Here is a 14,143-nt window from a genome sequence, read left to right on the forward strand (position 1 = left end):
CGGCCATGACGGCCGGAACCACACTCATGAACGGGACGACCGCCGAGCACGAGCTCGCCGCACTGCAGCGCGAGCACGGCCGGCCCCTCTTCGCGCTGCTGCTCCGACTCTGCGACGGGGACCGGCAGCGCGCGGAGGATCTGGTCCAGGAGACCCTCGTACGCGCCTGGCAGCACCCCGAGGCCCTGCGCGCCGAGAACTTCGACTCCGTACGGCCCTGGCTGCTCACCGTGGGGCGGCGGCTCGCCATCGACGCGCGACGGGCCCGGCAGGCCCGGCCGGCCGAGGTCGGGGACGCCGTGCTGGAGAACGCCCGGGTGATCTCCGACCACGCCGAGCGGGCCGCGGCCGCGCTCGATGTCCGTGAGGCTGTGAAGACACTCACTCCGGAGCACCGTGAAGTCCTGGTGCTCGTGTACTTCCAGGGGGCGAGTGTGGCGGAAGCCGCGACGGCCCTCGGGATTCCGCCCGGTACCGTGAAGTCCCGCGCGTACTACGCGCTGCGCGCCCTGCGCCGGGTGCTTCCCGGATACGCCTCCGACATGCGGTGAAACCGGCCGTCGGGTCAAACCTCCGTAAAGCGCCTTGCCGACCACCCCGGTTGAGTAATCGGCTGTCCTCATCCGTGTTCCGGACCGGGGGCCCGGGTTCGGGCGACGCGCACGCACCGGAGGAAGGCAGGAAGGGATGCTGCACAGAGGTCGAGAAAGCACGGACGGCACCGGCGACGGTGAACTGACCGTCCCCATGGCCTGGTTGTACGCCGAGTACATCGCCGACGAGCTGCTGCGCAGCGGCGATCTGATGCCGCCGACGTCCTTCGAGTTCCGCGCGGGACGGGACGCGCTGGCGCTGACCGTGTTCCTGTCCGACACCGACGGCGAGCTGTCCGGCATCCGGGTGGTCACCCAGCTGGAGACCTGGCTGTCGCTGACCGCGTACGACCAGCCGTGGCAGGAGTGGGTGCAGGGGCGCCTGCGGGAGCTGTCCGCGGACGCCGCCGCGGCCGGCCGGGACGCGCCGGATCCGGACCTGGAACTGGCCCGGGAGGCCTGGCGCTGGCTGCGGGAGACGGAGCTGCTCGCGCCCGACCTGAACGCGGTGCCGGGCGGCGGTGCGGTGGCCGGTGAGGACGAGGGACCCAAGGTGTGGACACCGGCGTGGCAGCTCGGGCTGCCGCTCGGTCACCTCGCCATCCATCTTTTTTAGGTTCCTCGCCGATCCGACCAATCCGCGGGCCGGTCGGCTCCGAATCCCCTGGTTACGATTCGGCACGTCGCTTGAGTGATTCGGCTGCCTGGTGCGTACCGGTGGGAGCAAGGAGCAACCCCACCCGCACCCAACGGCACGAGGATTCGGCATGAGGTCCCTGGAGAGGCATCGCGACGTCGGCGCCTACGCGCTCGGCGTGCTGGACGAGGCGGATGCGTTCCGCTTCGAGGACCACCTCATGGAGTGCCCTCAGTGCGCGGTCCGGGTGACCGAATTCGGCCCTGCGGCACGCCAGTTGATGCTGTACCGGAGTTCAACCCCGCGGCTGGTGCACCCGCTGGCCGAGCCCGGCCCGAGGATGCTGGACCGGCTGCTGTCGGAAGTGGCGGCCCGCAACCGCGCGGGGCGTCGCCGGCTGCTGCTGGCGCTGGCCGCCTCGGTGGTGGTCGCGGTGTCCGCGCCGGCGGTCGCGATGATGGCGCGGGACGACGGCGGGACCGCCGTGAGCATCGCGGCGACCGACGAGCGGTCCGGGGTGTGGGCGCAGGTGACCACTCAGGACGAGGCATGGGGCAGCAACATGGAGATCGAGGTCAAGGACGGTGCCGGCCCGCGCACCTGCCGTCTGGTGGTGGTCGGCCGGGACGGCTCCGAGGAGACGGTGACCAGCTGGAGCGTGCCCCGGCACGACGCCCGCCCCAACACGGTGCGCGGCGGCTCCGCCATGCACTCCGGGGACATCGCCCGCTACGAGGTGCGTACGGCGGAGGGCGAGAACCTGGTGACGCTGGAACCCCGGTGAAGAGCCGCGGACGGCGTCCCGCCCACCGGACAGGCCGCTCCGGCACCGCGGCGGGCGCGACGGGGCCGCCCGGCACGGCACCGCCCCGCACTGCCGGCATCGCTCCGGCCCGGCCGGGCCCAGGACGGCGCGTACTCCACACGGCTCTGTCACCGCTGCACGGCGACCGCGGGACTCGGGCCCGTGCGGCCGGCTCCCCGCCGTGACCGGAGGAGCCCGCGAGGCCGCGCCAACGGTGCGGCGCCCGCGCGGACTCAGGCCGGGGCGGATCCCTTCGCCACCACGAACTCGCTCCATACGCACTTGCCACCGCCGCGTGCCTCCACGCCCCATACGTCCGTGAGCGTCTCGATCAGGAGCATGCCCCGGCCGGAGACGCCCGACTCGCCCGCCTCCCGGCGGCGCGGCAGGGCGCTGGAGGAGTCCTCGACCTCCACCCGCACGCGCCGCTCGCTGCCGGTGAGGGCCCGGAGGGTGACGACCGCGGCGCCCTCGGTGTGCATCAGCACGTTGGTGATCATCTCGTCGGCGACCAGCTCGATCTCGTCGGCCCGCTCCCCCGCGCCCCAGGCGCCCACCGCCGTACGGATCATGCGCCGGGTCTCGGCGAGTGCCTCCGGATCGCCGGGCGTCACACGCTGCTTGAGCCGGCCGCCGGGCCGCGCGCTCTCCAGGGCACGGCGGCGCAGCAGGAGCAGTGCCACGTCGTCGCCGCCGCCGCGTTGCGCGGCGACGTCGATGAGCCGGTCGGCGAGGTCGCGTACGTCGTCGGGGCCGACGGCGATCAGCGCCGCGAGGGTCTCCATACCGTCGTCGAGGTCGGCACCGGGCTGCTCGACCAGGCCGTCGGTGCACAGCAGCAGGGTGTCGCCGGGGTCGAGCTCCATCGTGCCGACCGGGTAGTCGAGCCGCCCGAACTCCGCGGACAGGCCGAGCGGCAGCCCGCCGGGGACCCGGACGCGCCGGCAGGAACCGTCGGTGCGGCGCACCAGCGGGTCGAGGTGGCCGGCCCGGACCACCTGGAGCACGCCGGTGGACAGGTCGGCCTCGGCGTAGAGGCAGGTCGCGGAGCGGTCGGTGTCGAGCTCGTCCAGGAAGACGGAGGCGCGGGCCATCACGGTGGCCGGCGGGTGGCCCTCGGCCGCGTAGGCGCGCAGCACGATGCGCAGCTGGCCCATGACGGCGGCGGCGTGCGTGTCGTGGCCCTGGACGTCGCCGATGACGGCGCCGACCCGCCCTCCCCCGTAGGGGGTGCCCCCGGGCAGCGGGATCAGGTCGTACCAGTCGCCGCCGATGTCCCGGCCGAGGGAGCCGCCGATGGTGGCGGCGCGGTAGCGCACGGCGAGGTCGGCGCCGGGCACGCTGGGGATGGTGCGCGGCAGCATGGCCTGCTGCAGCCCCTGGGCGAGGTCCATCTCCTGCTCGTAGAACATCGCGCGCTGCAGGCTCTGGGAGATGCTGCTGCCCAGGACGACGAGGATGTTGCGCTCCTCGGCGGTGAAGCCGCGCCGGTCGTTGTAGAGCAGGCCCATCGCGCCGATGGGGCGGGCCTGGACGATCAGCGGCAGATAGGCCGCCGAGGTGATGTGCAGGCCGGTGATGCCCTGCCACAGCCGCGGATAGCGTTCGGCGAACTCCTCCGGGGAGTCGATGAAGCACGGGCTGAGGGTGCGCACCGCCTCGCTCATCGGGTACGGCTCCTCTATCCCGGTGACCTCGGTGCCCGGTACGAAGCTGCCCTCGGGTCCCTCCGCGATGAGCCGGATCCTGCCCGCCTCGACCAGACCTATCACGAGACTGGTCGCGCCCAGATGGGTGAGGCCGTGGGTGTCCTTGAGGACGTCGATGACGTCCTGCACGGTGCGGGCGTGGGCGAGGGCGGCGGTGGTGAGCTGGACGACGTTGGTCTGCCGGCGGCGGACGTCCTCCTGGGCGGCCTGCTCGCGTCTGGCCTCGCTGTCGCCGAGCTCCTGGGTGGCGTCCCGGACGATGCCGATGATGCGGCGGGGCCGGCCGCCCTCGTCCCGGCGGATGTAGCCCTGGGTGTGGGTCCAGCGCAGGGAGCCGTCGCGGCGGCGGACGCGGAAGTAGACGCCGTAGTTCTCGCTGCCGGTCTTCAGCGCCTGCGACACGGCGGTGTCCAGGCGCAGGGCCTCGCCGTGCGGAACCCGGATCCCCAGGGACTCGGGCCTGTCGTCGTATTCGTCGGGGCGCAGGTCGAAGATCTCGTGCGCCTGGGCGTCCATCTGCAGCACCCCGGCGTCCAGGTCCCAGTCGAAACTGCCCATGCGGTTGAGCGCCAGGATCGGATCCGGGTGGTCCGGCCAGTCGTCCGGGGGAGACAGGGGGTTCGCTCCCCGATCAGCCATGGGCCCACCTTGCCAGGGTTCACGCGATTCTTCGACCGCTGGGCGCCGTCCGCGCACCTCTCCCGCGTGGGTTGCGCGGTCCGCCCGGTGGTATACGGAGAGTCACAGAGGTCTCCGGCGGGACGAGGCAGGAGGGAGCGCGCGGCCGTGGAGTGGTTCACCGCGTCCGAGTACTGGACGGGCCGGCTGGTCTTCCAGCGGGCGCTGGCCGGACTGTATCTGGTCGCGTTCCTGACGGCGGCGCTGCAGTTCCGTGCGCTGATCGGGGAGCGCGGCATGCTGCCGGTGCCGCGTTTCGTGGAGCGGGTGCCGCTGCGCCGGTCGCCGAGCCTGTTCCACTGGCACTACTCGGACCGGTTCTTCGCGGTGTGCGCCTGGACGGGCTGCGCGGTGTCGGCGGCGCTGCTGGCGGGACTGGACTCGCTGCTTCCGCTGTGGGGCGGGATGTTGCTGTGGCTGGTGCCGTGGGCGCTGTACCTGTCGGTCGTCAACGTGGGGCAGACCTGGTACTCGTTCGGCTGGGAGTCGCTGCTGCTCGAGGTCGGGTTCCTGGCCGTCTTCCTCGGCAACGACGAGGTGGCGCCGCCCGTCGTGGTGCTGTTCCTGCTGCGGTGGATCCTGTTCCGGGTGGAGTTCGGCGCGGGACTGATCAAGATGCGCGGCGACGAGTGCTGGCGGAAGCTGACCTGCCTGGACCACCATCACGAGACCCAGCCGATGCCGGGACCGCTGAGCTGGTTCTTCCACCATCTGCCGAAGCCGCTGCACCGGGCCGAGGTGGCCGCGAACCATGTCACCCAGCTCGTCGTGCCGTTCCTGTTGTTCGCCCCGCAGCCGGTCGCCACGGCCGCCGCCGCGCTGATGATCGTCACCCAGTTGTGGCTGGTGCTGTCCGGCAACTTCGCGTGGCTGAACTGGATCACGATCGTGCTGGCCCTGCCGACGCTCGCGTTCCCCTCCGATCCGCCGGCGGTGTCCGACCCGCCGCTGTGGTACGTGGTGGTCGTCCTCGGGGTGTCCGCGCTGCTGCTCGGCCTCGGTTACCGGCCGGTGCGCAACATGCTCTCCCGCCGCCAGGTGATGAACCGCTCCTTCGACCCGCTGCACCTGGTCAACACCTACGGCGCGTTCGGCAGCGTCAGCCGGATCCGGTACGAGGTGGTCGTGGAGGGGACGGCGGACGAGGTGCCCCGGAAGGACTCCGACTGGCGGGAGTACGAGTTCAAGGGCAAGCCGGGCGATCCGCGGCGCTGGCCGCGGCAGTTCGCGCCGTACCATCTGCGGCTCGACTGGCTGATGTGGTTCGCCGCGCTGTCGCCCGCGTACGCGGGACCGTGGTTCGGCGCGCTGGTGGAGCGTCTGCTGGAGGGCGACCGGGACACGCTGAGGCTGCTGCGCCGCTCCCCGTTCCCCGCGGACGCGCCGCCCCGGCACATCCGCGCCCGCCTCTTCCGCTACCGCTACACGACGTGGCGGGAGCTGCGGGAGACGGGCGCGTGCTGGGAGCGGACGTACGTGCGGGAGTTCCTGCCGCCGACCCGGCTGGCAGGGGCGGCTCAGAGGCCGTAGACGCGGGTGGCGGTGGTCTCGAAGAGCTGACGGCGCCCGGTGTCGTCGAGGCTCGCCGTCAGTGACCGCGCGGTGGCGAGGACGTCGCCGTACGCCGCCGCGAGGGTGCACACCGGCCAGTCCGAGCCGAACATCAGCCGGCCGGGCCCGAAGGCGTCCAGCACGACGTCGGCGTACGGACGCAGGTCGTCGACGCTCCAGGAGGCCGGGGCGGCCTCGGTGACCAGGCCGGAGAGCTTGCACACCGTGTTGGGGAGTGCGGCCAGGGCACGGACGTCGGAGGCCCAGGGTTCGAGCGCGCCGGAGGCGATGGGCGGCTTGCCCAGGTGGTCCAGGACGAAGGTGAGCCGGGGCAGCGACTCGGCCGCCGCCGCGCAGGCCGGCAGCTGATGCGGCAGGACCACGAGGTCGTAGGCCAGACCGGCGTCGGCCACGGCGGCGAGTCCGCGCCGTACGTCCGGGCGCAGCAGCCATCCGGGGTCGGGTTCGTCCTGCACCTGGTGGCGGACGCCCTTCAGGTACCGTCCGCCGGGCAGCGCCCGCAGCCGGGCCAGCTCCTCGGCGACGTCGGGGCGGGTGAGGTCGGTCCAGCCGACGACCCCGGCGACCGACCGGTGTGCCTCGGCGAGCGCCAGCAGCTCGGGGGTCTCCTCGGGGACCGTGACGGTCTGCACCAGGACGGTACGGCCGACACCGGCCGCGCTCGCCTCGGGCGCGAGGTCGGCGAGGCCGAAGTTCCGGCGCAGCGGCAGGAGTTCGGGGCCGGTGATCCAGTCCTGGTCGCGGACGGACAGGTCCCAGACGTGGTGGTGTGCGTCGACGGTCACGGCAGCTCCTCCCCGGGCGGCAGCAGGCCGTCGGCACGCAGTTCCCGCCAGAGGGCGGTGGGTACCGGGGCCGTGAACTGGTCGGCGCAGTCGTGGACCTCGGCGGCCGAACGGGCGCCGACCAGTACGCTCGCGACCGCCGGATGGGCGGCGCAGTAGGCCAGGGCGGCGGCGCGCAGGGTGGTGCCGTGCCGCTCGGCGGCCTCCTTCAGCCGCAGGGCGCGGTCCAGCAACTCGGCGGGCGCGCGGGTGTAGTTGTACGTCGCTCCCGGCCTCGGGTCCGCGAGCAGACCGGAGTTGAAGGCGCCGCCGACGACGACGGACGTGCCGTGTTCCAGGGCGGCGGGCAACAGGCCGGTCAGGGCGCTCCGGTCGAGCAGGGTGTGGCGGCCGGCGCACAGGACCACGTCGACGTCGGTGTCGCGGACGAAGCGGGTGAGCATCGCGGTCTGGTTCATGCCGGCGCCGATCGCCCCGACGACGCCTTCCGAGCGGAGCCTCTCCAGGGCCGGGTAGCCCTCGCGGAAGGCCTGTTCGGCGTGGTCGTCGGGGTCGTGGAGGTAGACGACGTCGACGCGGTCCAGACCGAGGCGTTCCAGACTCGCCTCCAGGGTGCGGCGCACGCCGTCGGCGCTGAAGTCCCAGACGCGGCGGTGGGTGGCGGGGACGGCGAAGCCGTTTGCGAGGTCGTCGCCGCCGGCGCGGGAGGGTTCGAGGCGGCGGCCCACCTTGGTGGAGACCGTGTACCGGTCGCGCGGGTGCTCGCGCAGGGCCGCGCCGAGACGGCGCTCGGCGAGGCCGAGACCGTAGTGCGGGGCGGTGTCGAAGGAGCGGATGCCGCGCTGCCAGGCGGCCCGCACCGCCTCGTGCGCCGCCTCCTCGCCGACCTCGGTGTACAGGTTGCCGATGCCGGAGGTGCCGAAGGCCAGGGCGGTGACCTCGACGCGGCTGCGGCCGAGCCGCCGGAGGTTCACCGGCTCTCCGGGCGCGGCCGCAGTCCCTGCATGCCGCCGTCGACCGCGAGGGCGGTGCCGGTGGTGGCGCCGGACGAAGGGCTCGCGAGATACGCGATGGCGGCGGCGACCTCGGCGGCCGAGACCAGGCGGCCGGTGGGCTGGCGGGCCTCGAGGGCGGCGCGTTCGGCGGCCGGGTCGTCGGCCGCGTCCAGCAGCCGGCCGATCCAGGGCGTGTCGACGGTGCCCGGGTTGACGCAGTTGACGCGGATGCCCTCACGGACGTGGTCGGCGGCCATGGCGAGGGTGAGGGAGTACACGGCGCCCTTGGTGGCGCTGTACAGGGCCCGCTGCGGCAGGCCCGCAGTGGCGGCGACGGAGCAGGTGTTGACGATCGCCGCGTGCGCGGAGGCGCGCAGGTGCGGCAGGCAGGCGCGGGCGGTGCGGACCATGCCGAGGACGTTGACGTCGAAGACGCGGTGCCATTCCTCGTCGGAGTTGGTCTCCACGGTGCCCCGGGCGCCGATACCGGCGTTGTTGATCAGTACGTCGAGGCCGCCCAGGCCGTCGACGGCGGCGGCCACCGCCGCGCGCACCGAGGCGTCGTCGGTGACGTCGGCGCGGTGTCCGGTGAGGGGTTCGTCGACCGTCGACGGGTCGAGGTCGAGGACGGCCACCGTGGCGCCGCGCCGTGCGAGGAGGTCCGCCGTGGCCCGGCCGATGCCGGAGGCGCCGCCGGTCACCAGGGCCGTCAGGCCCTCGAAGTCGCTCATGCGGTCCGCTCCTCGTCCTGTCGCGTGTCCGGGTCGGCGGCCCAGAAGTCGCCGTCGGGATAGGTGTAGCGCGCCAGGGACTCCGGTCGCACGGCGGCGGAGAAGCCCGGCGCGAGGGGTGCCGTGTAGTGGCCGTCGCGGATCACCACGGGGTCGAGGAAGTGGTCGTGCAGATGGTCGACGTACTCGATGACCCGGTCCTCGGTGGTGCCGGTCAGGGCCACGTAGTCGAACATCGACAGGTGCTGGACGAGTTCGCACAGGCCGACCCCGCCGGCGTGCGGGCACACGGGGACGCCGTACTTGGCGGCGAGCAGCAGGACGGCGAGGTTCTCGGGGACCCCGCCGACCCGGGCGGCGTCGATCTGGACGATGTCGAGGGCGCCGGCCTGGAGGAGCTGCTTGAAGACGATCCTGTTCTGCGCGTGCTCGCCGGTGGCCACCTTGACCGGGGCGACGGCGCGGCGGACGGCCGCGTGGCCGAGGATGTCGTCGGGGCTGGTGGGTTCCTCGATCCAGTACGGGTCGAACTCGGCGAGGGCCTTGGTCCAGCGGATCGCCTCGTCCACGTCCCAGCGCTGGTTGGCGTCGACCGCGATGCGCACGTCCGGTCCGACCGCCGCGCGGGCGACCCGGCAGCGCCGGAGGTCGTCGTCGAGGTCGGCGCCGACCTTCAGCTTGATCTGGCGGAAACCGTCGGTGACCGCCCGGGTGGCGAGCCGGGTGAGTTTTTCGTCGTCGTAGCCGAGCCAGCCGGGCGAGGTGGTGTACGCGGGGTAGCCGCGCTCCAGCAGCAGGGCGGTGCGTTCCTCGGCGCCCTCCCTGCCCCGGCGCAGGAGGGTCAGGGCCTCCTCGGGGGTGAGGGCGTCGGTGAGGTAGCGGAAGTCGATCTGACGGACCAGCCATGCGGGGTCGGCCTCGGCGAGCAGCCGCCACAGCGGTCTGTCCGCGCGTTTGGCGGCCAGGTCCCAGAGGGCGTTGACGACGGCCCCTACCGCCATGTGCATCACGCCCTTCTCGGGTCCGAGCCAGCGCAGCTGGCTGTCGCCGGTCAGGGCGCGGTTCAGGACGGAGGGGTCGGCGCAGAGCTCGTCGGCGGACCGTCCCAGGAGATGGCCGCGGAGTGCTTCGATCGCGGCGACCTGGACGTCGTTGCCCCGGCCGATGGTGAACGCGAACCCGTGCCCCTCGTGTCCGTCGGCGGCGTCGGTGCGCAGCACGACGTAGGCCGCCGAGTAGTCGGGGTCGGGGTTCATCGCGTCGGAACCGTCGAGTTCGCGCGAGGTGGGAAACCGGACGTCGTAGGTGTCGACGGCGGTGATACGGGCGGGTTGCGGAGGCACGGAGGACCTTTCGGTGGGCGACGGGGACGGTAGGGCGTCAGTCCGGGGCACGGCCGCATACTTATCAGACCACTTGGTGAGTGGAACAGCCCCTGGACGCAGATCCTGCGGCTTTCGTCCCGTAGTGGTCGGACCATTCCCGTCGTTAGACTGCGGCGGACCGGGCGAGTGGAGGAGTGGCGTGGAGGAGACGGCCCCGCAGAAGGGCACGGTGACGCAGCGCGCCATCGAGCGGATCACGGCGATGATCCGCGAGGGTGAACTGGAGCCCGGCGAGCGGCTGCCCACCGAGCGGGATCTCGCCGCCCGGCTGGGCATCTCCCGCAGTTCGATGCGGGAGGCGATCCGCGCGCTCACGGTGCTGGGCGTGGTCGAGGCCCGGCACGGTTCGGGCATCTACGTCACCCGGCTGGAGGCCGGGGACCTGCTGGAGACGTTCGGGGTGATGGCCGATCTGTCCCGGGGGCCGCGCCTGGTCGAGCTGCTGGAGGTGCGCCGCGTCCTGGAGTCGACGGCGGCCGCGCTGGCCGCAGCCCGGATCACCGCGGAGCGGCTGGCCGAGGTCGAGAAGCACCTGGCGGCGATGAACGCCACCGACGATCCTGAGGAGATCCTCTCCCACGACCTGGCCTTCCACCGCGAGATCGCGGCGGCCGCCGGCAACGAGACGATGGCCGTGCTCCTGGAGGGCCTGTCCTCGCGCACCTTCCGGGCCCGGGTCCGGCGCGGCCACCAGGAGGAGGGCGCCTTCGCCCGCACCCGGCACGAGCACGCCGCGATCCACCGCGCCCTGGCCGCCCGCGACCCGGAGGCGGCACGGGCGGCGGCGGCCGCGCATGTGGGCGCGGTGGAGGAGTGGCTGCGCGGCCGACTGCGGGGCTGAGCCGGTCAGGCCCGCTTCAGCCGCAGCGTCATCAGCTGGAAGGGGCGCAGGCGTACGGTGATCCGGTCGCCGTCGAGCGGGGCGCCTCCGTGTCCGCGAGCGGGCGTTCCAGCAGGTCGGTCACCTCGACGCCGGTGGCCGTGAAACCGGTGGTGAGCGTGGCGCGGGCGCGGCTGCCGCGAGGCCCTCGGCGACGGGGACGGGTTCTCCCGGCGCGTGCCACACCGCGACCTCGAGGGGCACGGGCTCGGGGTACACGGCGGGGCGGAGGCGCTCGTCGAGGACGCGCTCGAGGCGGGCTTCGACCAGGGTGCGGTCGTCATGCGCGCGGGACGCTCCAGGGGTGCGGGCGGGTGGTCACCAGGGGCACCACTCCCCCGGCGCGCACCCGTTCGCACCAGGCCGCCGTTCAGTGGGCGGTGCCGTGGCCGTCCGGGGCGCCGGCCCGCGCCTGGTCCTCGAGGCGGCGCCTGGCGTCGTCCCAGTCGACCGGCAGTCCGTCGACGGGCACCTCCCAGAAGGTGAACGTCGAGTCGCGCATCGTCTCGCGCAGTCCGGTCATGACGCTCTTGTGGGGATCGCTCCGGGCGTAGGTGTAGAGCGCGTCCCGGCTCTCCCACGCGGACAGCGTGTAGAAGACCTTGCCGAACGGCCGCGCCTCCAGGGAGGCGCCGAGCGCGCCGGGCGCCTTGCGGACCTGACCCCAGGCGGAGAGGGACTTCCAGAAGAAGCGGGGGACGTCCTTCAGCGACCGGACCTCGAAGCGGGAGGCCATGACGAAGGCGTGGGTGGTGTCGGGGCCCGCCGGATGCGGTGTGACCCAGGGAAGAGTGGGCACGGTAGTCTCGCCTCCATAGTTGGTGAGTGGCACTATCCATATTAGACAGTGCCACTACCCAATTGCCAGAGGGAGAGTGGGGAGCACGTGAGAATCTCGGAACTCAGCCGCCGCAGCGGGGTGCCCAACGCGACGATCAAGTACTACCTGCGCGAGGGGCTGCTGCCGCCCGGCCGGGCCACCGCGGCGACCCAGGCCGAGTACGACGAGACCCATCTCAGAAGACTCCGCCTGATCCGCGCGTTGACGGGGGTACGGGGTCTGTCCGTCGCCTCGGCCAAGCACGTCCTGGACGCCATGACCGAACACCGGACCGACCTGCACCAACTGCTCGGCATCGTCTTCGGCATCCGGCCGCCCGACAGCGGCACACCGGACGCGGCCGAGGGCGAGGCCCCCGCCGGGGCGAACCCCGAGGCCGGCGCCCTGGTCGACGCGATGGGCTGGTCGGTCTCCGCACAGAACCCGGCCCGGCAGATCATCGACGAGACGCTGCGGACCCTGCGCTCCCTGGACATCGAGTACGACTGGGAGGCACTTCTCCCCTACGCCGAGCTCGCGGAACGGACGGCCCGGCACGACCTCGACCGCCTGGAGGCGATCACGGACCCGCTGGAGAAGGCCGAGCAGGCGGTGCTGTTGACCTTCCTCCTGGAGCCGGCGCTGATGGCCCTGCGCCGGCTCGCCCAGGAGAACGAGTCGACCGCGCGCCACGGCGGGGGCGAACACACCCCGGCCTGACCGGAACGGCGTTGCGGTGATCGACCACGAGGGCCTAGGGTCGGCCGGGTGACTGCCGGGTCGGCCGTAGGCCATTCACGTAAGGCGCTCCCGGCCTCGGTGTGAGGCCGGTGCGGGGCGCGCCCCCGCTCGCGCGAGGCCGGGCGAGAGTCCGCGGCCCGCCCTTCCTCTCCGTGTTCCCGTCCCTCATGGAAACCGACACCGGAGACGAATCCAGCCATGTCCGCAGCACAGCACGTCCAGTTGAACCACACCGCCGTCTACGCCAGTGACCGCCGGTACTCCGCCGAGTTCCTCGCCGGGATACTGGGACTGGAGGTCGGCGCCCCGTTCGGCCCGTTCCTGCCGGTCGACCTGGGCAACGGGGTGACCCTCGACTACTACGAGAAGCGGGACGAGCCGGTCCAGAGCCAGCACTACGCGTTCCTGGTGCCCGAGGAGCGGTTCGATGCCATGATCGAGCGCCTGGAGGCGGCCGGGGCCACCTACTACGCGAACCCGAGCCACACCGAGCCCGGCGGGGTCAACGACCTCTTCGGCGGACGCGGCGCCTACTTCGACGACCCGGACGGCCACAACATGGAGATCATGACCCGGCCCTACGTCCGGCCGTAGCGAGGCGGGCTGCGGGACCGCCGGAGGCGGAGGCGGTCCCCGGCGGCTGCCGGGGACCGCGTTCCCGATCGGCACGGGTGCGCGTGTGAGGCGCCCGCACGTTCGGTCAGTCGACGCTGGGCAGGATGTGGGGCTCGGCGAGGTCGTCCTCGTAGCCGGCGAGACGGATCGGGGCCGAACGGGCCCACACGTCGAGAATGCCGAGCTCTCCCGGCCGGCGGGCGGCGCGCTCCGCGCGTTCCTTGGGGCGCTGATCGCTTTTCGTCTGCTCCGGTGTCACCGCGCACTCCTTATGTGTCGGTCACCCTCGGGACGTACTGCGTCGGCCCTGTGCCTGGCATCTGACGTCCGCTCGGGTCTGAGTGGAAAACCGTTCGGACGCGGTGGCGCCGGCAACTCGAGGGAGAGCAGGCCGTTGTGAACCGGCTGGTCCCATGACGGACCGTGGGTGCGGATGGAACCCTGACTGCTGTCCGTCCGCATCAGAGTAACCAAATGAGCGGCACCCCGCTCGATGGGGCTCAAAACCGACGGTAACAATCACGCGTCGGACGGTACTCAATAGGCCTGAATATGCTCCTATTTCCGTACGGACACGGTTGGCTGGGATCACCCGTTCGAAGTACGCGGACGTCGGCGCTTTCGACCGGGCCGCCTGCCCGGGGCACAGTTCGGGTCCCGTTGGCCGGTACGCGAGCGCGTCATGGTCCGCTGCCGCACGGCAACGGCCTGCTCCCGGGAGGACCGGCGCATGGAGCTGCGCGCCGTCGAGGAGCTGATGGACCTGCTGTACGCGTGCCGGGGCGCGCGGGACGTCCGGGGCCGTGGCGGCGCCCCGGCCGACGCGCACGACCACGCCCTGCGCACCGCCGCGCTGCTGCGCCACGGCCGGCCCGCGGACAAGGAACTCCGGGTGGCGGGTCCGGTACGGCCCGTCGGCCGGCTGCCGTGGCCGGGCGAACCGACGATGGGGGCCGACCACGCGGCGGACGCGATACGGGCACTGCTCGGCGAGCGGGTGGCCGGCCCGGTCCTCCGGCACGCCCGGTACGGCCTTCCGGCCGACGACGACCTCCTCGCCCTGCGCGCGGCGGACGAGGAGGCCCGCACCGCCTGCTTCGACGCCGGCGTCCTGGAGGACCGGCGCACCGTGCTGGAGCTGCCGGCGACGCGCGACTCCCGGCCGGCCATGGTCGGCTGACGGCCCCCGGGCCGCCC

Annotated in this window: 15 protein-coding genes; 8 read left to right on the top strand and 7 right to left on the bottom strand. The window is 72.9% G+C overall.

Going from position 1 to position 14,143, the window contains the following annotated elements:
- Positions 1-5 precede the first annotated feature (5 nt).
- The 3 genes from ACH4VX_RS33515 to ACH4VX_RS33525 all read left to right on the top strand — a co-directional run bounded on the left by ACH4VX_RS33515 (position 6) and on the right by ACH4VX_RS33525 (position 2,014).
- Complete coding sequence (locus tag ACH4VX_RS33515) at positions 6-551, top strand: sigma-70 family RNA polymerase sigma factor (RefSeq protein ID WP_085571417.1); 546 nt, start codon at positions 6-8, stop codon at positions 549-551.
- Between the two features lie 136 nt (positions 552-687).
- Entirely contained in the window at positions 688-1,209 is a 522-nt protein-coding gene (locus ACH4VX_RS33520; protein WP_398372857.1) for a hypothetical protein, read from the top strand.
- Positions 1,210-1,360: 151 nt separating this feature from the next.
- A complete protein-coding gene (locus ACH4VX_RS33525) occupies positions 1,361-2,014 on the top strand; it encodes a zf-HC2 domain-containing protein (RefSeq protein WP_398372859.1) in 654 nt (217 codons plus the stop codon).
- A 254-nt stretch (positions 2,015-2,268) separates the two neighbouring features.
- Here ACH4VX_RS33525 and ACH4VX_RS33530 read toward each other — a convergent pair whose 3' ends face one another.
- On the bottom strand, positions 2,269-4,383 hold the full coding sequence (locus ACH4VX_RS33530; RefSeq protein WP_398372861.1) for a SpoIIE family protein phosphatase: 2,115 nt from the start codon (positions 4,381-4,383) through the stop codon (positions 2,269-2,271).
- Positions 4,384-4,530: 147 nt separating this feature from the next.
- Here ACH4VX_RS33530 and ACH4VX_RS33535 point away from each other — a divergent pair, with 147 nt between their 5' ends.
- The gene (locus tag ACH4VX_RS33535) at positions 4,531-5,952 is read left to right on the top strand and encodes a lipase maturation factor family protein (RefSeq protein ID WP_398372863.1); all 1,422 of its coding nucleotides are present in this window, start codon (positions 4,531-4,533) and stop codon (positions 5,950-5,952) included.
- On the opposite strand, the gene ACH4VX_RS33540 is transcribed toward ACH4VX_RS33535, so the two are convergent.
- The 4 genes from ACH4VX_RS33540 to ACH4VX_RS33555 are packed head-to-tail and all read right to left on the bottom strand — an operon-like array spanning position 5,940 to position 9,848.
- Entirely contained in the window at positions 5,940-6,779 is an 840-nt protein-coding gene (locus tag ACH4VX_RS33540; RefSeq protein WP_398372865.1) for an amidohydrolase family protein, read from the bottom strand. The genes ACH4VX_RS33535 and ACH4VX_RS33540 overlap by 13 nt on opposite strands.
- On the bottom strand, positions 6,776-7,753 hold the full coding sequence (locus ACH4VX_RS33545; RefSeq protein WP_398372866.1) for an aldo/keto reductase: 978 nt from the start codon (positions 7,751-7,753) through the stop codon (positions 6,776-6,778). The genes ACH4VX_RS33540 and ACH4VX_RS33545 overlap by 4 nt, the downstream gene beginning before the upstream one ends.
- A complete protein-coding gene (locus ACH4VX_RS33550) occupies positions 7,750-8,505 on the bottom strand; it encodes an SDR family NAD(P)-dependent oxidoreductase (RefSeq protein WP_398372868.1) in 756 nt (251 codons plus the stop codon). Before ACH4VX_RS33550 ends, ACH4VX_RS33545 begins: the two co-directional genes overlap by 4 nt.
- Positions 8,502-9,848 (bottom strand): enolase C-terminal domain-like protein, encoded by a 1,347-nt coding sequence (locus ACH4VX_RS33555; protein WP_398372870.1) that lies wholly within the window; start codon positions 9,846-9,848, stop codon positions 8,502-8,504. The genes ACH4VX_RS33550 and ACH4VX_RS33555 overlap by 4 nt, the downstream gene beginning before the upstream one ends.
- Before the next feature lie 181 nt (positions 9,849-10,029).
- Between ACH4VX_RS33555 and ACH4VX_RS33560 the strand changes: the two genes are divergently transcribed.
- Positions 10,030-10,731, top strand: a complete 702-nt coding sequence (locus tag ACH4VX_RS33560; protein WP_398372872.1) for a FadR/GntR family transcriptional regulator — start codon at positions 10,030-10,032, stop codon at positions 10,729-10,731.
- A gap of 409 nt (positions 10,732-11,140) precedes the next feature.
- Here the strand turns inward: ACH4VX_RS33560 and ACH4VX_RS33565 are convergent, their stop codons facing one another.
- Entirely contained in the window at positions 11,141-11,569 is a 429-nt protein-coding gene (locus ACH4VX_RS33565) for a DUF3291 domain-containing protein (protein WP_398372873.1), read from the bottom strand.
- Between the two features lie 87 nt (positions 11,570-11,656).
- On the opposite strand from ACH4VX_RS33565, the gene ACH4VX_RS33570 reads away from it, so the two are divergent.
- Together ACH4VX_RS33570 and ACH4VX_RS33575 are read left to right on the top strand one after the other, a co-directional pair.
- On the top strand, positions 11,657-12,310 hold the full coding sequence (locus ACH4VX_RS33570) for a MerR family transcriptional regulator (RefSeq protein ID WP_398372875.1): 654 nt from the start codon (positions 11,657-11,659) through the stop codon (positions 12,308-12,310).
- Positions 12,311-12,529: 219 nt separating this feature from the next.
- Complete coding sequence (locus ACH4VX_RS33575) at positions 12,530-12,925, top strand: VOC family protein (protein WP_398372876.1); 396 nt, start codon at positions 12,530-12,532, stop codon at positions 12,923-12,925.
- Between the two features lie 106 nt (positions 12,926-13,031).
- Here ACH4VX_RS33575 and ACH4VX_RS33580 read toward each other — a convergent pair whose 3' ends face one another.
- A complete protein-coding gene (locus tag ACH4VX_RS33580) occupies positions 13,032-13,205 on the bottom strand; it encodes a hypothetical protein (protein ID WP_398372878.1) in 174 nt (57 codons plus the stop codon).
- 471 nt (positions 13,206-13,676) lie between these two features.
- Here ACH4VX_RS33580 and ACH4VX_RS33585 point away from each other — a divergent pair, with 471 nt between their 5' ends.
- Positions 13,677-14,126 (top strand): hypothetical protein, encoded by a 450-nt coding sequence (locus ACH4VX_RS33585; protein WP_398372880.1) that lies wholly within the window; start codon positions 13,677-13,679, stop codon positions 14,124-14,126.
- Positions 14,127-14,143 lie beyond the last annotated feature (17 nt).

This window comes from Streptomyces sp. NPDC020731 (assembly GCF_044334705.1).
In the GTDB taxonomy this organism is placed as follows: domain Bacteria; phylum Actinomycetota; class Actinomycetes; order Streptomycetales; family Streptomycetaceae; genus Streptomyces.

Coding starts and splice junctions, on each gene's coding strand:
- ACH4VX_RS33515 (WP_085571417.1), top strand. CDS start 6: ATGACGGCCGGAACCACACTCATGAACGGGACGACCGCCGAGCACGAG.
- ACH4VX_RS33520 (WP_398372857.1), top strand. CDS start 688: ATGCTGCACAGAGGTCGAGAAAGCACGGACGGCACCGGCGACGGTGAA.
- ACH4VX_RS33525 (WP_398372859.1), top strand. CDS start 1,361: ATGAGGTCCCTGGAGAGGCATCGCGACGTCGGCGCCTACGCGCTCGGC.
- ACH4VX_RS33530 (WP_398372861.1), bottom strand. CDS start 4,383: ATGGCTGATCGGGGAGCGAACCCCCTGTCTCCCCCGGACGACTGGCCG.
- ACH4VX_RS33550 (WP_398372868.1), bottom strand. CDS start 8,505: ATGAGCGACTTCGAGGGCCTGACGGCCCTGGTGACCGGCGGCGCCTCC.
- ACH4VX_RS33575 (WP_398372876.1), top strand. CDS start 12,530: ATGTCCGCAGCACAGCACGTCCAGTTGAACCACACCGCCGTCTACGCC.
- ACH4VX_RS33585 (WP_398372880.1), top strand. CDS start 13,677: ATGGAGCTGCGCGCCGTCGAGGAGCTGATGGACCTGCTGTACGCGTGC.